Annotated in this window: 16 protein-coding genes; 11 read left to right on the top strand and 5 right to left on the bottom strand. The window is 71.0% G+C overall.

The genetic code is table 11. The features are described from left to right. The first annotated feature begins 7 nt into the window (after positions 1–7). A complete protein-coding gene (gene fur, locus PSESU_RS08330) occupies positions 8–415 on the top strand; it encodes a ferric iron uptake transcriptional regulator (protein ID WP_013535329.1) in 408 nt (135 codons plus the stop codon). 70 nt (positions 416–485) lie between these two features. On the opposite strand, the gene recN is transcribed toward fur, so the two are convergent. Next, a complete protein-coding gene (gene recN / locus PSESU_RS08325) occupies positions 486–2,228 on the bottom strand; it encodes a DNA repair protein RecN (RefSeq protein WP_013535328.1) in 1,743 nt (580 codons plus the stop codon). A 120-nt stretch (positions 2,229–2,348) separates the two neighbouring features. Here recN and hrcA point away from each other — a divergent pair, with 120 nt between their 5' ends. The 6 genes from hrcA (at position 2,349) to PSESU_RS08295 (ending at position 9,521) form a co-directional block, all read left to right on the top strand. Then, on the top strand, positions 2,349–3,416 hold the full coding sequence (hrcA, locus tag PSESU_RS08320) for a heat-inducible transcriptional repressor HrcA (protein WP_013535327.1): 1,068 nt from the start codon (positions 2,349–2,351) through the stop codon (positions 3,414–3,416). Between the two features lie 70 nt (positions 3,417–3,486). Continuing rightward, positions 3,487–4,002, top strand: coding sequence for a nucleotide exchange factor GrpE (grpE, locus tag PSESU_RS08315; RefSeq protein ID WP_013535326.1), 516 nt, complete (start codon positions 3,487–3,489; stop codon positions 4,000–4,002). A gap of 105 nt (positions 4,003–4,107) precedes the next feature. Beyond that, positions 4,108–6,039 carry a molecular chaperone DnaK gene (gene dnaK, locus PSESU_RS08310; RefSeq protein ID WP_013535325.1) on the top strand — a complete coding sequence of 644 codons (1,932 nt, stop codon included), beginning with the start codon at positions 4,108–4,110 and terminating at the stop codon, positions 6,037–6,039. A gap of 113 nt (positions 6,040–6,152) precedes the next feature. Continuing rightward, a complete protein-coding gene (dnaJ, locus tag PSESU_RS08305) occupies positions 6,153–7,274 on the top strand; it encodes a molecular chaperone DnaJ (RefSeq protein ID WP_013535324.1) in 1,122 nt (373 codons plus the stop codon). Between the two features lie 199 nt (positions 7,275–7,473). Next, positions 7,474–8,394 (top strand): pyridoxal kinase, encoded by a 921-nt coding sequence (pdxY, locus tag PSESU_RS08300; protein ID WP_013535323.1) that lies wholly within the window; start codon positions 7,474–7,476, stop codon positions 8,392–8,394. Positions 8,395–8,405: 11 nt separating this feature from the next. Next, positions 8,406–9,521 carry a prephenate dehydrogenase gene (locus PSESU_RS08295; RefSeq protein WP_013535322.1) on the top strand — a complete coding sequence of 372 codons (1,116 nt, stop codon included), beginning with the start codon at positions 8,406–8,408 and terminating at the stop codon, positions 9,519–9,521. A gap of 6 nt (positions 9,522–9,527) precedes the next feature. Here PSESU_RS08295 and PSESU_RS08290 read toward each other — a convergent pair whose 3' ends face one another. After that, a complete protein-coding gene (locus PSESU_RS08290) occupies positions 9,528–9,719 on the bottom strand; it encodes a hypothetical protein (protein WP_013535321.1) in 192 nt (63 codons plus the stop codon). 144 nt (positions 9,720–9,863) lie between these two features. Here PSESU_RS08290 and PSESU_RS08285 point away from each other — a divergent pair, with 144 nt between their 5' ends. After that, on the top strand, positions 9,864–11,063 hold the full coding sequence (locus PSESU_RS08285) for a PLP-dependent aminotransferase family protein (protein WP_013535320.1): 1,200 nt from the start codon (positions 9,864–9,866) through the stop codon (positions 11,061–11,063). Positions 11,064–11,114: 51 nt separating this feature from the next. Further along, positions 11,115–11,825: an MOSC domain-containing protein gene (locus tag PSESU_RS08280; protein WP_013535319.1), complete on the top strand. Its 711-nt coding sequence runs from the start codon at positions 11,115–11,117 to the stop codon at positions 11,823–11,825. A 336-nt stretch (positions 11,826–12,161) separates the two neighbouring features. On the opposite strand, the gene PSESU_RS08275 is transcribed toward PSESU_RS08280, so the two are convergent. The 3 genes from PSESU_RS08275 to PSESU_RS08265 form a co-directional block, all read right to left on the bottom strand. Continuing rightward, positions 12,162–13,067: a hydroxymethylglutaryl-CoA lyase gene (locus PSESU_RS08275; RefSeq protein WP_013535318.1), complete on the bottom strand. Its 906-nt coding sequence runs from the start codon at positions 13,065–13,067 to the stop codon at positions 12,162–12,164. After that, positions 13,064–15,073 carry an acetyl/propionyl/methylcrotonyl-CoA carboxylase subunit alpha gene (locus PSESU_RS08270; protein ID WP_041764022.1) on the bottom strand — a complete coding sequence of 670 codons (2,010 nt, stop codon included), beginning with the start codon at positions 15,071–15,073 and terminating at the stop codon, positions 13,064–13,066. Before PSESU_RS08270 ends, PSESU_RS08275 begins: the two co-directional genes overlap by 4 nt. Before the next feature lie 107 nt (positions 15,074–15,180). Continuing rightward, positions 15,181–15,972, bottom strand: a complete 792-nt coding sequence (locus PSESU_RS08265; RefSeq protein ID WP_013535316.1) for an enoyl-CoA hydratase-related protein — start codon at positions 15,970–15,972, stop codon at positions 15,181–15,183. A 146-nt stretch (positions 15,973–16,118) separates the two neighbouring features. Between PSESU_RS08265 and PSESU_RS08260 the strand changes: the two genes are divergently transcribed. Both PSESU_RS08260 and feoB read left to right on the top strand, forming a co-directional pair. Continuing rightward, positions 16,119–16,373: a FeoA family protein gene (locus tag PSESU_RS08260; RefSeq protein WP_013535315.1), complete on the top strand. Its 255-nt coding sequence runs from the start codon at positions 16,119–16,121 to the stop codon at positions 16,371–16,373. After that, the gene (gene feoB, locus PSESU_RS08255) at positions 16,370–18,229 is read left to right on the top strand and encodes a ferrous iron transporter B (protein ID WP_013535314.1); all 1,860 of its coding nucleotides are present in this window, start codon (positions 16,370–16,372) and stop codon (positions 18,227–18,229) included. Before PSESU_RS08260 ends, feoB begins: the two co-directional genes overlap by 4 nt. Positions 18,230–18,238: the final 9 nt, after the last annotated feature.

Below are 18,238 nucleotides of genomic sequence, written 5' to 3'. Positions count from 1 at the left end.
CTAGGGCATGGAATCCAACGAACTTCGTCGCGTGGGCCTGAAGGTGACCCACCCGCGGGTACGCATCCTCGAGTTGTTGGAGGAGAAACAGCCCCAGCACCACCTGACCGCCGAGGCGATCTACCGCCGCCTGCTGGAGCAGGGCGACGAGATCGGCCTGGCCACCGTGTACCGCGTGCTGACCCAGTTCGAGGCGGCCGGGCTGGTGATCAAGCACAACTTCGAGGGCGGCCAGGCCATCTACGAGCTGGACCGCGGCGACCACCACGACCACATGGTCGACCTGGACACCGGCAAGATCATCGAGTTCGAGAGCGCCGAGATCGAGAAACTGCAGCGCGAGATCGCCGCCCAGCACGGCTACGAGCTGGAGGACCACTCGCTGGTCCTTTACGTGCGCCGCCCGCGGCGCTGAAGGTCGCCTCGGCCGATGAAGCAACGGCGCCCCAGGGGCGCCGTTTTCGTTGCAGCAAGGGGTGGGCGCCTCAGCGGGCTGCCGCGGCGCGCTGGCGCGAGCCGCCACGCCTGGGCGCGGACTCTGCCGCATCGGCGGCCACCGCTTCCTCCAGCAGCCGGCGGGCGGCGGCGTGGGCTTCCGGGCCGACCTCGACGCCGCCGAGCATGCGCGCCACCTCGGCCAGCCGGCCTTCGCCGTCCAGGCGCTCGACCGAACTGCGGGTGATGCCTTCCACTGGCGCCTTGCTGACCCTGTAGTGGGCATGGCCCTGGGCCGCGACCTGCGGCTGGTGGGTCACGCACAGCACCTGGCGCGAACGGCCCAGGGCGCGCAGCTTGCGCCCGACGATCTCGGCCACGGCGCCGCCGATGCCCGAATCGACCTCGTCGAACACCATCGTCGGCACCGCGTCCGAACCCAGCGCGGCGACCTCGATCGCCAGCGAGATGCGCGACAGCTCGCCGCCGGAAGCGACCTTGCGCAGCGGGCGCGGCGGCTGGCCGGCGTTGGCCGCGACCAGAAACTCAACCCGCTCGGCGCCGTTCGGGTCCGGGCGGGTGCCGGCGGCGGGCGCAGGCTCCAGCTCGACCAGGAAGCGTCCGCCGCCCATGCCCAGCTCGTCGATCAGGGCGGTGGTGGCGGTCGCCAGCGCCTCGCCGGCCGCGCCGCGGGTAGCGGTGAGCGCAGCGGCGGCCTCGCTCCAGCGGGCGCTGGCGCGGGCGATCTCGGCATCCAGCTGCAGCAGGCGGTCGCCGGCGCCGCGCAGCAACTCCAGCTCGGCGGCCACGGCGTCGCGGTGGGCGGCCAGTTCGGCCACCGGCAGGCGATGCTTGCGCGACAGGTCGTGGATGCGGGTGAGCCTGCGCTCCAGCTCCTCGAAGCGGTCCGGGTCCAGGTCCAGGTCGTCGCGGACCCGGCCGAGCAGGGCAAGGGCCTCCTGCAGCTGGACCGAGGCGCCTTCCAGCAGGGTGTCGACCTCGCCTAGGCGCGGCTCGTCGCCGGCGAACCGGGACAGGCCGCCGCGGGCCTGCTGCAGCAGGCTGGCCAGCGACGGGCCTTCGTCGCCGTCGATCCGGGCCAGGGCCTCCTCGCAGGCTGCGATCAGCCCGGCGGCATTGGCCTGGCGGCGATGGGCCAGGTCCAGGGCTTCCAGCGCCGCCGGGTCCAGGTCCTCGCGCTCCAGCTCGGCCAGCTGGTGTTCCAGCCAGCCGATGCGATCGCCGACGTCGCCGCGCGACTGCAGGGCCTCGCGCTCGTCCAGCAGGGACTGCCAGTCCGCGGCCGCCTCGCGCACGGCGGCGCGTTCGGCGTCGTTGCGGGCGTGGGCGTCCAGCAGCGCCAGCTGGCTGGCGCGGGCGAGCAGGGACTGGTGCTCGTGCTGGCCGTGGATCTCCACCAGGAGCCCGGCCAGTTCGCCCAGCTGGGCCAGGGTCACCGGGCGGCCGTTGATCCAGGCCCGGGAGCCGCCATCGGCGCGGATCACCCGGCGCAGCTGGCACTGCTCGTCGTCCTCGTCCAGTTCCTGCTCGCGCAGCCACTGGCGCGCGAGGGCGTTGCCGGACAGGTCGAAGCCAGCGGCCAGCTCGGCGCGCTCGCTGCCGTGGCGGACCACGCCGCTGTCGGCGCGCAGTCCGGACAGGAAGCCGAGGGCGTCCACCAGCAGCGACTTGCCGGCGCCGGTTTCGCCGGAGATCACGGTCATGCCGGGTCCGAACTCCAGTTCCGTGGCGCGGACGACGGCGAAATCCTTCAGGGCGAGATGGGTCAGCATGGGCACATTGTAGGGGTGGCCGTTACCGGCGCGATGCTCGCCGGCGCCGGTCGCGCAGGTTGAGACTGCGCCGCCACGTCCTGCTTGCGGCCCTGCCGCGGCAGGCGCTATCTATGGACCATGGCAACCCCGCTCCAGCCCCACCCGGTCCAGCTCGACCCACGCTCGCGCCAGCTGCTGCGTACCCTGATCGGACGCTACATCCGCGACGGCGAGCCGGTCGGCTCGCAGACCCTGGCCCGGCACTCCGGCCTGGACGTCAGCCCGGCCACGATCCGCAACATCCTTTCCGAGCTGGAGGAGATCGGCCTGCTCAGCTCGCCGCATACCTCCGCCGGGCGGATCCCGACCGCGCAGGGCTACCGGGTGTTCGTCGACAGCCTGCTGCAGGTGCGCTCGCTGGGCGACCACGAGCTGGCCCGGCTGCGCGCCGAACTGACCGCCGGGGCAGGGACCCAGGCCCTGCTGGGCAACGCCTCCGAGCTGCTGTCGGCCATGACCCATTTCGTCGGCGTGGTCAGCGCGCCGCGGCGCAGCCAGTTCGCCTTCCGCCAGATCGACTTCGTGCCGCTGGACGGGCGCCGTGTGCTGGCCATCGTCGTGTTCGCCGACGGCGAGGTGCAGAACCGGGTGGTCGAGCCGCAGCGCACCTTCGGCACCGACGAGCTGGAGCGGGTGGCCAACTACCTCAATACCCACTTCGCTGGTCGGCCGCTGGCGCATATCCGCGCCACCCTGGTCCACGAACTGCGCCAGGCCCGGGACGAGATGGAGCACCTGCTGGAGCATTCGGTCGAGCTGGCCGAGCAGGCACTGGAGCCACCGGGCGACGACATGGTGCTGGCCGGCCAGACCCGGCTGATGGGCCTGCAGGACCTGTCGGACCTGGAGCGGCTGCGCGAGCTGTTCGAGGCCTTCGCCCGCAAGCGCGAGATCCTGCAGCTGCTGGAGCGGACCCAGCGTGCCCCCGGGGTGCGCATCTTCATCGGCGAGGAGACCGGCCTGGCCCCGCTGGACGGGGTCTCGCTGGTCACCGCCCCGTACGGCAGCGGCGGCCAGGTGCTGGGCGTGCTGGGCGTGATCGGCCCGACCCGCATGGCCTACGACCGGGTCATCCCGGTGGTCCAGGCGGCCGCCGACGCACTGGGTGCCGCCCTCCAGGGCCCGGGAAGCGCCTCGCAGCCTTGAATCGGTCCCGGGCGGCCCCCATTGGGGCGGGGATGGGCGGCCGGGAGCGCCGCCACGGAGCCGATTTGCAATGACCGAACACGACACCCAGTCCCCCCAGTCGCAGGATGCCGAGGGCCTCGAGGCCCAGCTGCGCGGGGAGATCGAGGCCCTGCGGGGCGAGATCGAGCAGCTGCGCATGGACTCGCTGCGCGAGCGCGCCGACCTCGAGAACCAGCGCAAGCGCGTTGCCCGCGACATCGAGCAGGCCCGCCGTTTCGCCAACGAGAAGCTGCTGGGCGAGCTGCTGCCGGTGCTCGACAGCCTGGACGCCGGCCTGGCCGCCGCCGGGACCGAGGAGGGCAACCCGCTGCGCGAGGGCCTGGAGCTGACCAAGCGCCAGCTGCTGAAGGTCGCCACCGACAACGGCCTGGTCGTGGTCGATCCGGCCGGCCAGGCGTTCAACCCGGAACACCACCAGGCCATCAGCCAGGCCGATCCGGGCGAGGCCGCCCCGGGCACGGTGCTGCAGGTGTTCCAGAAGGGCTACCTGCTCAACGAGCGCCTGCTGCGTCCGGCGCTGGTGGTGGTCGCCCGCCACGACTGAACGATTGGCTGAATGCGCCTACTTGAATGGCGCCGGCCCACCCCTATCTAGCGATCAATGGCCACGGCAGCACCGGCCACCCATATTCGAGGGAGCAACCAAGCAATGAGCAAGATCATCGGCATCGACCTGGGCACGACCAACTCGTGCGTCGCGATCATGGAAGGCGGCAAGGCCCGCGTGATCGAGAACGCCGAGGGTGATCGCACCACCCCGTCGGTCGTGGCCTACACCAAGGACGGCGAGGTCCTGGTCGGTGCGCCGGCCAAGCGCCAGGCCGTCACCAACCCGAAGAACACCTTCTACGCCGTCAAGCGCCTGATCGGCCGCAAGTTCACCGACGCCGAGGTCCAGAAGGACCTGGGCCTGGTGCCGTACGCGATCCGCCAGCACGACAACGGCGACGCCTGGGTCGAGACCAGCGAGGGCCGCAAGATGGCCCCGCAGGAGATCTCGGCGCAGGTGCTGGAGAAGATGAAGAAGACCGCCGAGGCCTTCCTGGGCGAGACGGTCACCGAGGCGGTCATCACCGTCCCGGCGTACTTCAACGACAGCCAGCGCCAGGCGACCAAGGACGCCGGCCGCATCGCCGGCCTGGACGTCAAGCGCATCATCAACGAGCCGACCGCCGCGGCCCTGGCCTATGGCCTAGACAAGGCCGGCGGCGACCGCAAGATCGTGGTCTACGACCTGGGCGGCGGCACCTTCGACGTGTCGATCATCGAGATCGCCGAGATCGACGGCGAGAAGCAGTTCGAGGTGCTGGCCACCAACGGCGACACCTTCCTCGGCGGCGAGGACTTCGACGCGCGCGTCATCGACTACCTGGTCGAGGAGTTCCAGAAGGACCAGGGCATCGACCTGCGCAAGGACCCGTTGGCCCTGCAGCGCCTGAAGGACGCGGCCGAGCGCGCCAAGATCGAGCTGTCCAGCGCGCAGCAGACCGAGGTCAACCTGCCGTACATCACCGCCGACGCCACCGGTCCGAAGCACCTGGCCATCAAGCTGACCCGGGCCAAGCTCGAGGCGCTGGTGGACGACCTGGTCAAGCGCTCGATCGAGCCGTGCCGCACCGCGCTGAAGGACGCCGGCCTGCGCGCCAGCGACATCGGCGAGGTGATCCTGGTCGGCGGCCAGACCCGCATGCCCAAGGTGCAGCAGGCCGTGGCCGAGTTCTTCGGCAAGGAGCCGCGCAAGGACGTCAACCCGGACGAGGCCGTGGCGCTGGGCGCCGCGATCCAGGGCGGCGTGCTGGCCGGCGACGTCAAGGACGTGCTGCTGCTGGACGTGACCCCGCTGTCGCTGGGCATCGAGACCCTGGGCGGCGTGATGACCAAGATCATCGAGAAGAACACCACGATCCCGACCAAGGCCTCGCAGGTGTTCTCCACCGCCGACGACAACCAGTCGGCCGTGACCGTGCACGTGCTGCAGGGCGAGCGCGAGCAGGCCCGCTACAACAAGTCGCTGGCCAAGTTCGACCTGACCGGCATCGAGCCGGCCCCGCGCGGCATGCCGCAGATCGAGGTCTCGTTCGACATCGACGCCAATGGCATCCTGCACGTATCGGCCAAGGACAAGAAGACCGGCAAGGAGCAGAAGGTCGAGATCAAGGCCGGCTCGGGCCTGTCCGAGGACGAGATCCAGCGGATGGTCGCCGACGCCGAGGCGCACCGCGAGGAGGACAAGAAGTTCCAGGAGCTGGTCCAGGCCCGCAACCAGGCCGACGGCCTGATCCACGCCACCCGCAGCGCCATTACCGAGCACGGCAGCAAGGTGCCGGGCGACGTGATCGGCAAGGTCGAGGCGGCGTTGGCCGACCTGGAGACCGCGCTCAAGGGCGACGACAAGGCCCAGATCGAGGCCAAGGCCAAGGCGCTGGAGGAGGCTGGCCAGTCGCTGTACGCGGCGGCCGCGGCCGCCGGCCAAGGTGACGCCGGCGCTGCCGGTGGCCCGGCCCCGGGCGCCAGCGCCCAGGACGACGTGGTCGACGCCGAGTTCACCGAGGTCAAGGACGACAAGAGCCGGGATTCGTGATTCGGGATTCGTGATTGGAAGAGCGGGCTCCAAACCGCTCTTCCTCTCTTTGCGGCTCCCGCCCCCGTTCCTTCCCGAATCCCCAATCCCGAAACTCCAATCCCGGCCTCTCAATGAAACGCGACTACTACGAAGTCCTCGGCGTGCCACGCACCGCCAGCGACGAGGAGCTGAAGAAGGCTTATCGCCGCTGCGCGATGAAGTACCACCCGGACCGCAATCCGGGCGACGCCGCGGCCGAAGCCGCGTTCAAGGAGTGCAAGGAGGCCTACGAGGTCCTGTCCGATGCCGGCAAGCGCCGCGCCTACGACGCCCATGGCCATGCCGCGTTCGAGCACGGCATGGGCGGTGGTGGCGGTGGCCCGGCGCCGGACATGAACGACATCTTCGGCGACATCTTCGGCACCATCTTCGGTGGCGGCGGGGCCCGCGGCGCGCGGCGCGGCGCGGACATCGGCTATGTCATGGAGCTGGACCTGGAGGAGGCCGTCGCCGGCGTCGAGAAGCGGATCGAGATCCCGACCCTCGCCGAGTGCGACACCTGCAACGGCAGCGGTTCGGAGGACGGCAAGGTCGAGACCTGCGCCACCTGCCAGGGCCATGGCCAGGTGCGTTTCCAGCGCGGCATCTTCGCCATGCAGCAGGCCTGCCCGGAGTGCGGCGGCCGCGGCCAGGTGGTGCGCAACCCCTGCCGCAAGTGCCATGGCCAGGGCCGGGTGGAGGACGAGAAGGTCCTGTCGGTCAAGATCCCGGCCGGCGTGGACAGCGGCGACCGCATCCGCCTGAACGGCGAGGGCGAGGCCGGTCCGCCGGGGACCCCGCCGGGCGACCTCTACGTCGAGGTCCGCGTGCGCGAGCACGACATCTTTGCCCGCGATGGCGACGACCTGCACTGCGAGGTGCCGATCCGGATCTCGCAGGCGGCGCTGGGCGACACGGTCAACGTGCCGACCCTCGGCGGCGAGGCGGAGATCCGCATCCCGGCCGAGACCCAGACCGGCAAGACCTTCCGCCTGCGCGGCAAGGGCGTGCGTTCGGTACGCAGCCGCGCGCCAGGCGACCTGTACTGCCGGGTGGTGGTCGAGACCCCGGTCAACCTCACCGCCGAGCAGCGCGAGCTGCTGGAGAAGTTCGAGGCGACCTTCCGCGGCGAGGAGGGCCGTCGGCATTCGCCGCGTTCGGCCACCTTCCTCGATGGCGTCAAGTCGTTCTGGGGACGCATGACCTCGTCCTGAGGCCGGTTCCAGGCAACGACGCCGTCAGGCGCCGGTTTCACGCGCATCCATCGTCGACGGGCCCGCCTTACGGGCCCGTTTCCGTTGGACCCGGCGGAAAACGTGCAGGAATCAGCATATTTCCGTTGCTGCTGAAACGCTGCGCGCCTTGGCCCGGTGCACGCGCTAGCATGCGCTGCCTCCTGAAAATGCCGACCGCATGAGCGAACTGGAAAGCCACCTGGTCCACGAGCGCCGTAACCGCCCGCAAGGGCCTTCGCCAGTGGACCTGGTATCGGTGCAGTCGCAGCTGGCCTACGGCTATGCCGGCAACAGCGCGGCGGTCCCGGTGCTGCGCATGCTGGGCGTGCGCGTGGCCGAGGTGCCGACCACGCTCTTCAGCAACACTCCCTTCTACGACACCCTGCGCGGCCACGTGCTGCCGGCCGACTGGCTGGCCGACCTGCTGGCGGGGCTGGACGAGCGCGGCGTCACCGCGCGCGCGCCGCTGCTGGCCTCCGGCTACTTCGGCAGCGTCGCCAACGGCGAGGCCTTCGCCGACTGGCTGGAGCGCAACCACGCCGCCGGCACTGCGCCGCGCTACCTGCTGGACCCGGTGATCGGCGACACCCACACCGGCGCCTACGTCGAGCCCGGCCTGGAAGCGGTGTTCGTGCAGCGCCTGCTGCCGCTGGCCTGGATGGTGACGCCCAACGCCTTCGAACTGGAGCGCCTGGCCGGGCGCCCGGCGCTGCTGGAATCCGATGCCCTTGAGGCGGCGCGCTCGCTGCTGGAGCGCGGGCCCGAATGGGTTCTGGCGCACAGCGTCGCAAGCGAGGCCGAGGACGAGGCCGACGACCTGGTGACACTGCTGGTCGGCCGCGAGCAGGCCTGGCGCCTGCGCTCGCCGCGGCTGCACGTGGACGTGGCCGGCACCGGCGACGTGCTCACCGCGCTGATGGCTACCTTCCTGCTGCGCGGCGAAGCGCCGCAGCGCGCCGCCGAGCGTGCCCTGGCGGGTGTGCACGCCACCCTGGAATCGACCCTGGCCAACGGCTGGGAAGAGCTGGACGTGCAGGCGGCGCCTGCCGCGGCGCTGGCCGACGAGGGCGTGGCCCGTTTCCCGGCGGTGGCGCTTTGAGCGTGGCTGCGGTGCCCCGGGACCCGGTCGTTGGCCTGGTCGGCAGCGCCGGTGCCTACGGCCGCTGGCTGCGGCGCTTCTTCCGCGAGCGCATGGGCCTGCAGGTGCTCGGCCATGATCCGGCCGACCCGCACAGCGACGATCCCGAGCGCCTGCTGGCGGAGGCCGACGTGCTGGTGTTCAGCGTGCCGATCCGCAATGCGGCCGCGCTGATCGGCGAATACGTGCAGCGATCGGCCGGCCGCGAGGAAGGCCGGCTGTGGCTGGACATCACCTCGATCAAGCAGCAGCCGGTGGCGGCCATGCTCGCCTCGCGCGCCGAAGTCATCGGCCTGCACCCGATGACCGCGCCGCTGAAGACGCCCACCCTGCGTGGCCGCGTCGTGGTGGTCTGCGAGGAGCGCCTGGAGCGCTGGCGTGGCTGGGTGGACCGGCTGCTGCAGGCGCTGCAGGGCGAGTATGTGCACACCACGCCGGAACACCACGACCGGATCATGGCCGTGGTGCAGGCGATGGTGCATGCCGCGCACCTCGGCCAGGCCGGCGTGCTGCGCAGCTTCGCCGGCGAGCTGGGTGGACCGGCGGCGCTGATGCCTTACCGCTCGATCGGGTTCGAGATGGACCACGCGGTCACCACCCGCATCCTCTCGCTCAACCCGCAGGTGTACGAGGACATCCAGTTCGGCAACCCGCACGCGGTCGAGGTGCTGTCGCGCCTGTCCGACGAGATCGCGGGGCTCAAGGACCTGCTGGCGCGTGGTGACGACGCGGCCCGCGCCGAGTTCCGCGAGCACTACCTGGCTGCCAACCGCGCGGCGTGGAGCGAGGACACGCTGGAGGAGGGCAGCTACACCTTCGAACGGGTGGGCTACCTGCTTGCCGACCTCACCGAGACCCGCCGCCTGAGCGTGCACCTGCCCGAGGACCGTCCCGGTTCGCTGCGGGCGCTGCTGCACGTATTCGAGGAACATGGCATCAGCCTGTCCTCGATCCATTCCTCGCGCACCCCGGCGGGCGAGGTGCACTTCCGCATCGGCTTCGAGGCCGACGCGGACGTGGGACTCTTGCGGGCGGCGGCAGGGGAGATCGACCGGTCCGGACTCGGCCGGGTGCTGGAGCAGCCCTGACCGGGCCTAGTCCGCGGTCAGGACCAGGCTGCCGTCCTCGTTGCTGAACTGCTTGTCCCTGCGGACCAGGCGCTGGCCGTCGGGCAACTCGTATCGCAGCGACGGGCGGCCGTCGGGACCGGGCTTCTCGTCGTGGAATTCGATGATCACGTAGGAATTGCCATCGTTGCCGGTGGCGGGGAACTGGCGGAACGACATGCCTGCCTCCTCGTTGCTGGTGCTTGCGTGGCTTACCCCTCTGCCATGAAGCATGCGACCGGACCTCGTGAAGAACCGGTGGCGGCCGTGCTGCGCTGCGGCGCATCATTGGGGTGCCCCGTGCATCCCGGTAGACTAGGCGCCATGACGACCCAATTCACGCTGTCCGGGCGCGCCCGGGCCCTCACCAGCTCCGCGATCCGCGAGATCCTCAAGGTCACCGAGCGTCCCGAAGTCATCTCCTTCGCAGGCGGCCTGCCGTCCCCGGCGACCTTCCCGGTCGAGCGCATGCGCGAAGCTACCGAGAAGGTCCTGCGCGATTCCCCGCACGCGGCGCTGCAGTACGGCCCGACCGAGGGCTTCACCCCGCTGCGCGAGTGGATCGCCGAGCGCCTGAGCCGCAATGGCGCCAAGATCCCGGCCTCGCGCGTGCTGATCACCACCGGTTCGCAGCAGGGCCTGGACCTGCTGGGCAAGGTCCTGATCGACGAGGGCAGCAAGGTCCTGGTCGAAACCCCGAGCTACCTGGGTGCGCTGCAGGCGTTCTCGCTGTTCGCCCCGGCGTTTGCTTCCCTTCCCAGCGATGCCCAGGGCATCGTCACCGACCAGATCAGCCCGGCCGACCTGGAAGGCGCACGCTTCCTGTACTGCCTGCCGAACTTCCAGAACCCGACCGGCCGGCGCATGCCGTTGGAGCGCCGCAAGGCCCTGGTCGAGCTGGCCGCCAAGGCCGGCGTGCCGCTGGTCGAGGACGACCCGTACGGCGAGCTGTCCTATGGCGGCGAGGCGCTGCCGAGCCTGCTGTCGATGAACCCCGACGGCGTGATCTACATGGGCTCGTTCTCCAAGGTGTTGGCCCCGGGCCTGCGCCTGGGCTACGTGGTCGCGCCGGAGGAGATCCTCGGCAAGATGGTCCAGGCCAAGCAGGCCGCCGACCTGCACACCCCGTCGTTCTCGCAGCGCATCGTGTACGAGGCGGTGCAGGACGGCTTCATCGACAAGCACATCCCGTCGATCCGCGCCCTGTACGGCGCCCAGTGCGAGCACATGCTGGCCGCGCTGGAGCGCGAGTTCCCGGAGCAGGCGCGCTGGAACCGTCCGGAAGGTGGCATGTTCATCTGGGTCGACCTGCCGGAAGGCATCGACAGCGGCGCGCTGCTGGCCAAGGCGATCGAGCACAACGTGGCCTTCGTGCCGGGTGCGCCGTTCTATGCGGTCGAGCCGCGTCGCAACTGCCTGCGCCTGTCGTTCGTGACCGTGCCGGCGGAGAAGATCGACCACGGCATCAAGGTCCTGGGCGAGCTGCTCAAGGCCGAGATCGCGGCGCTGCCCGCCGCGGCCTGACATGCCGGCTCCACGCGCCCATCGCCGTTGCCTTGCCGCGGTGGTGGGCCCGTGAGCGGCCAGGTCATCGCCAGGATCGAGGCCGTGCTGACGGGCACGGTCGTCCCGTATTCGCGGCCTGGCAGCCATAGCGCCATCGCCAAGCGGCCGCGGCAGGGACCGGCCGCGGTAGGTCCCGAGGGCCTGCAAGGCGACGAGCAGGGCGACCGCCGCGTGCATGGCGGTCCGGACAAGGCCATCCATCACTACGCGCGGGACCACTACGTGTCCTGGATCGCCGAGATCGGCGCGCATCCCTTGCTGCAGGGTCCCGGCGCATTCGGCGAGAACATCAGCACCACCGGCATCACCGAGGCCGACATCTGCCTCGGCGACCGCCTGCGCCTGGGCACCGCCGTGGTCGAGGTGGCGCAGGGCCGGCAGCCGTGCTGGAAGCTGTCGGACCGCTTCGGCATCGCCGACATGGCCCGCCGTGTCCAGGACAGCGGCCGCAGCGGCTGGTACTACCGGGTCATCGAGACAGGCCAGGTGCAGGCCGGCGACGACCTCGTGCTGCTCGAACGCCCGCATGCGGACTGGCCGCTGCCGCGGCTGATGGACCTGCTGTACCGCCGCACCCTCGACCAGGACGAGCTGCGCGGCGCGCTCAAGCTGCCGCTGGGCGGCTCCTGGCAACGCACCTTCGAACGCCGCCTCGAACAGCGCCAGACCGAGAGCTGGGATTCGCGCCTGCAGGGCCCGCAGGCCTCGACTGGCACGTAGCCCGGACTAGCGGAGCGCAGCTCGCCGCTGCAGCGCGGTGGCGCGGGCGTGTGGTCAGCCGTGTCGCCACGCGCTGCGGGGTTATCGCGGGACTGTGCATGGGCGACGCTGCGGAGTGGCAGTCACCCCGGATGCGGCCTGCGGCCTTATCCGGGCTACGCGTTGCTCTCCGTGCGGGAGGGGGACGGGCAGGCTGCGTAGCCCGGGTAAGCGCACCCGGGGCTCCGCGCTCCCTGCGGAACAGGGGAGTAGGGAGAGGACTGGCGAGCAGGTACGGCCGGCTGATCGCGTTGGTGCCTGTGCTGGCCCCGGATGGGGCCTCGGGCCTTGTCCGGCCTACGCCAGGTCTTGCTGGGGCGCCATCGCCCGTCCGACCTTGCTGCCGGTCGTACGTCCCAGGACGCCAGCCAGCCAGCGTCCCGTCTCCGCCAGCGCCTCGAGGTCCACCCCGGTCTCCAGCCCCATGCCATGCAGCATGTACACCAGGTCCTCGCTGGCCAGGTTGCCGCTGGCGCCACGCGCATACGGGCAGCCGCCGGTGCCGGCGACCGCGGAGTCGGCCACGCGCACGCCGGCTTCGATGCAGGCGGCGACATTGGCCAGGGCCTGGCCGAAGGTGTCGTGGAAGTGCACCGCCAACGCCTGCATCGGCACCTCCGCCGCAACCGCCAGCAACATTTCGCGCGCCTTGCGCGGCGTACCGACGCCAATCGTGTCGCCCAGCGATATCTCATGGCAGCCGAGCTCATGCAGGCGCCGGGCCACGCGCACCACGTCGGCCAGCGGCACCTCGCCCTGGTAGGGACAACCAAGCACGGTGGAAACGTAGCCGCGCACCCGCACGCCGTCCGCGCGGGCACGTTCGAGCACTGGCATGAAGCGCTCGATCGACTCGTCGATCGAGGCATTGATGTTCTTCCTGTTGAACGCCTCCGACGCGGCGGTGAACACCGCCACCTCGTCCGCGCCCGCGGCACGCGCGCGTTCGTATCCCTGCAGGTTGGGCACCAGCACCGGATAGGAGATGCCCGGCTGGCGTTCGATCCCTGCCATCACCTCGGCCGCGTCCGCCAGCTGCGGTACCCATTTCGGGCTGACGAAGCTGGTGGCCTCGATGCCGCGCAGGCCGGTGGCCGAGAGCCGGTCCACCAGCGCGATCTTGTCCGCGGTGGCGACCATCGCCGACTCGTTCTGCAGGCCGTCGCGCGGGGCGACCTCGACGATGCGGACGAAGTCGCTCATGCCGCCTCCGCCGCGTCGCCGACCACCACCAGTACCGCCTCGGCCTCGACGAAATCGCCGGCGACGGCGCGCAGCGCGGCGACCGTGCCGGCACGCGGCGCCTTGACCGACAGCTCCATCTTCATCGCCTCCATCACCAGCAGCTCGGCGCCGGCCTCGACCTGCTGGCCGGCGTCGACCCGGACCACCACCACGCGGCCGGGCATCGGTGCCCGCACCTGGCCGTCGCCAGCCGTCTCGTCGCCGCCGGCACGCTCATTGGCCATGCGCTGCAGCTGCAGCCGGCGGTGGCCGTCATGCAGCTCCAGGGTGTCGCCATCGAAGCGCATGCGGGCGCGGCGCCCTGCGCCGTCCAGCAGCAGCTCGAGCCGGTCGCCATGGCTGCGCGCGCCGCTGACGCCGTGTTCCTGGCCATCGATGAGCAGCTGCCAGTCGCCGCCATGGCCGCGCGCCAGCACCTCGTGCACGCCGTCGCCGCAGCGCAGGCGCAGCTGCCGCGCCGCGCGCCCATGCAGGCGCCAGCCATCGGCCAGGGCCCACGGCGAATAAGGATCGCTGCCGGCTGACGCACGCGCGGCCTCTTCCTGCTGGGCGCGCAGGAGGAAGGCCATTGCAGCGGTCGCCAGCCCGGCGCCGCTTGCGGCCGCGGCACCGTGCAGGAACTCCTCCAGGTGCAGGTCCAGGTAGCCCGTGTCGATCCGGCCCTCGACCACGGCCGGATGCCGCGTAAGCGCCTCGAGGAAACCGATATTGGTCTTCAGCCCGGCGACATGGCATTCGGCCAGCGCCGCGCGCAAGGTTGCCAGCGCGCTGGGGCGGTCGACATCGTGGACGATCAGCTTGGCGATCATCGGGTCGTAGAACACGCTGACCGTATCGCCCTGTTCGACCCCCGTATCGATCCGCACGTGGTCCGAAGGCGAGGGCAGGGCCAGGGTGCGCAGGGTGCCGGAGGCCGGCAGGAAGCCCGAATCCGGATCCTCCGCGTACAGCCGCACCTCGATCGCATGCCCGCGCTGCGGCACCTGCGACTGCTGCAGCGGCAGAGGCTCGCCCGCGGCCACCCGCAGCTGCCACTCGACCAGGTCCAGCCCGGTGACCATCTCGGTGACCGGGTGCTCGACCTGCAACCGGGTATTGATCTCCATGAAGTAGAAGTTGCCGTCGGGATCGACGATGAACTCCACGGTGCCGGCGTTGACGTAGCCGATCGCGCGCGCCGCGGCGACCGCCGCCTCGCCCATCGCCGCACGCAGTTGCGGGGTCAGGAACGGCGAGGGCGCTTCCTCCAGCACCTTCTGGTAGCGGCGCTGGGCCGAGCACTCGCGCTCGTTGAGGTGGATCACCTGGCCATGGCTGTCGGCGAACACCTGGATCTCGATATGCCGCGGCGAGCGTACATAGCGCTCCAGCAGCACGCGGTCGCGGCCGAAGGCATTGCGGGCTTCGCGCTGGCAGCTTTCCAGCGCGGCGGCGAAGTCCTCCGGCGCGTGCACCACGCGCATGCCCTTGCCGCCGCCACCGTGCGCGGCCTTGACCATCAGCGGGAAGCCGGTGCGCCGTGCCTCGGCGGCCAGGGTCGCGGCCGACTGGTCCTCGCCGTTGTAGCCGGGCACCACCGGCACCCCGGCGGCGGCCATCAGCTGCTTGGCGCCAGCCTTGCTGCCCATGCGCTGCATGGCCGAGGCCGGCGGGCCGATGAACACCAGCCCCGCCGCCGCAACAGCCTCGGCGAAGCCGGCATTCTCCGAAAGGAAGCCGTAGCCGGGATGGATGGCCTGGGCGCCCGTGCGCAGCGCGGCCTCGATCACCGCCTCGCCGCGCAGGTAGCTCTCGCTCGGGACCGCCGCACCAATGCAGACGGCATGGTCGGCCAGGCGCACGTGCAGGGCACCGGCGTCGGCCTCCGAATACACGGCGACGGTCCCGATCCCGAGCCGGCGGCAGGTGCGGATCACGCGGCAGGCGATCTCGCCGCGGTTGGCAATGAGGATGCGCTCGAACATCGGGCTTGCTGGCATGTCTGGTCCAGGTGGGAACCGCGGCGCGGGGCGCGCGGTTGGAACACGGTCACTCCGCGAAGCCGGCGCCACGGGCGGCCGGCGCGCGGAACTCAATCCTTGCTGCCGGTCCAGGCCGGCGCGCGCTTGCCGAGGAACGCGGCCAGGCCTTCCTGGCCCTCGGGCGAAACCCGCAGCGCGGCGATCAGCGCGGCGTTGTCGGCATCCAGGGCCTCGGCCGTACCTCCGGCCATCACCCGGCGCACCAGCTGCTTGGCCGAGGCCGCGGCAATCGGGCCGGCCTTCAGCAGGAGGTCCAGCTGCGCCTGCACGGCGGCATCAAGCTCTTCCTCGGGCACGACCGCATGCAGCAGGCCCATGTGCAGTGCGGCTTCCGCGTCGAAATGTTCGGCGGTGGCGAACCAGCGCCGGGCCTGGCGCGGGCCGATGGCGGCAATCACATAGGGCGAGATCACCGCCGGCAGCAGGCCCAGACGGCTTTCGGTCAGGCCGAAGCGCGCCTTGGGCGTGCCGATGGCGATATCGCAGCAGGCCACCAGGCCGACGCCACCACCGAACGCCGGGCCGTGCACGCGGGCCAGGGTGGGGCGGGGCAGTTCGTCCAGGCTGCGCATCAGGCGGGCGAGAGCAAGGGCATCCTCGCGGTTCTCCTGCTCGCTGGCGGCGGCCATGCCACGCATCCAGTTCAGGTCCGCGCCCGCCGAGAACGAGGCGCCTTCGCCCTCCAGCACCACCACGCGGACGGCCGGGTCGGCGCCGGCCTGCTCCAGCGCGCCCGTCAGCGCCGCGATCAGCCCGGCGTCGAAAGCGTTGTGCAGGTGGGGCCGGTTCAGGCGCAGGCGCAGCACGGGGCCGGCCGGTTGGATCAGCAGCGGTTCGGCCATGATGGCTCCGGGGGAAAACCGTTTCGGATGATAACGGTCAGCCCGTGCGGGGCCATGACGCAGCGCGGCGTACCGGCTCGCGGGAAACCTTCACCTGCCGCTGATGGGCTACAATTGAGAACAATTCTTGATTGTCTGGAGCCATCGTGCTGCTGTCAGATCTGCCGCTGCGCACCCCCGTCGCAGTCACCTCGGTCGAGGATCGCCACCCGAACGACGCCATTGCCCGCCGCCTGCGCGAACTTGGCTTCGTCGCCGGCGAGCCGGTGCAGGTGGTCGCGCGCGGTCCGGTGGGCGGCGAGCCGCTGCTGGTGCAGGTCGGCTATACCCGGTTCGCCCTGCGCCGCGAGGAAGCGGCGCGGGTCCGGGTGGAGGTCTCGGCGGGCGCGGAGGCGGCATGAGCGTCCAGGAAGCGAGCCTGCGCCTGGCACTGCTGGGCAACCCCAACTGCGGCAAGACGGCACTGTTCAACCAGCTCACCGGCAGCCGGCAGAAGGTCGCCAACTACGCCGGCGTGACCGTCGAGCGCAAGGAAGGCCGCCTGGTCACCCCGTCCGGCCGCAGCTATGCGGTGCTGGACCTGCCCGGCGCCTACAGCCTCAACCCGGCCAGCCTGGACGAGGCGATCACCCGCGACCTGTGCCGCGGTTTCTACCCGGGCGAGCCGGCGCCGGACATGCTGGTGTGCGTGGTCGATGCCACCAACCTGCGCCTGCACCTGCGCTTCGTGCTCGAGGTGCGGCAGATGGGCCGGCCGATGGTGGTGGCACTGAACATGAGCGACGCCGCCCAGCGCCGCGGCATCGTGATCGACCGCGACGCGCTGGAGCGCGAGCTGGGCGTGCCGGTGGTCGAGACCGTGGCCGTGCGCCGCAATGGCGCGCGCGAGCTGCTTGAGCTGATCGACCGCACCGCCGCCCATCCGCAGCCGCCGGCCGCGCAGCTGGCCGAGGACGCCGACCTGCACGCCGAGACCCGGCGCCTGCTGGCGGCGACCGTGTCGATGCCGGAGCGCACCGCGAAGATCGACGACGCCCTGGACCGCTGGCTGCTGCATCCGGTCTTCGGCCTGCTGACCCTGGCCGTGGTGATGTTCCTGATCTTCCAGGCGGTGTACGCCTGGGCCACGCCGGTGATGGACCTGATTGATGCCGGCGCCGGTGCGCTGGGCGAGTGGGTCGGCGCGCGCATGAGCGAAGGGCCGCTTGCCAGCCTGGTGGTCGACGGCATCATCGCCGGCCTCGGCGGGGTGATCGTGTTCCTGCCGCAGATCCTGGTGCTGTTCGCCTTCATCCTGGCCCTGGAGGAATCCGGCTACCTGCCGCGCGCGGCCTTCCTGCTGGACCGGATGATGGCCGGCGCCGGCCTGTCCGGGCGTTCCTTCATCCCGCTGCTGTCGTCCTTCGCCTGCGCCATCCCCGGCATCATGGCCACCCGCAGCATCCAGGATCCGCGCGACCGCCTCACCACGATCCTGGTCGCGCCGCTGATGACCTGCTCGGCGCGGCTGCCGGTGTACGCCCTGCTGATCGGTGCGTTCATTCCCTCGCGCGAGGTCTGGGGCGGGTTCAACCTGCAGGGCCTGGTGCTGTTCGGCCTGTACATGGCCGGCATCCTCAGCGCGCTGGCGGTGTCGTTCGTGATGAAGAAGTGGCGCCGCGACAAGGGCGAGCATCCGCTGCTGCTGGAGCTGCCGTCCTACCGCCTGCCCAACCCGCGCGACCTGGCCATCGGCCTGTGGGAGCGCGCGGTGATCTTCCTCAAGCGCGTGGGCGGCATCATCTTCGCCCTGACCGTGCTGCTGTGGGTGCTGCTGAACTTCCCGGCGGCCCCCGTCGACGCGACCATGCCGGCGATCGACTACAGCCTGGCCGGCCGCATCGGCCATGCGCTGTCGGTGGTGTTCGCGCCGCTGGGCTTCAACTGGCAGATCTGCATCGCCCTGATCCCGGGCCTGGCCGCGCGCGAAGTGGCGGTGTCCTCGCTGGCCACGGTGTACGCGCTGTCGGCGGCCGACGACGAGGCCGCGGCGCAGGCGCTGACCCCGTTGATCTCGGATGGCTGGTCGCTGGCCACCGGCCTGGCCCTGCTGGTGTGGTTCATCTACGCCCCGCAGTGCATCGCCACCTGGGCGGCGATCAAGCGCGAGACCGGCTCGTGGAAGACCATGGCCATCGCCGCCGGCTACCTGTTCGCGCTGGCCTACCTGGCCGCGATGCTGACCTACCAGGTCGCCATCCGCCTGGGCGCGGGTTGAGGAGGAGGC

Origin of the sequence: Pseudoxanthomonas suwonensis 11-1 (assembly GCF_000185965.1) — a bacterium.
Classification (GTDB): Bacteria; Pseudomonadota; Gammaproteobacteria; order Xanthomonadales; family Xanthomonadaceae; genus Pseudoxanthomonas; species Pseudoxanthomonas suwonensis_A.
This window is presented reverse-complemented; position numbering and strand designations above follow the sequence as displayed.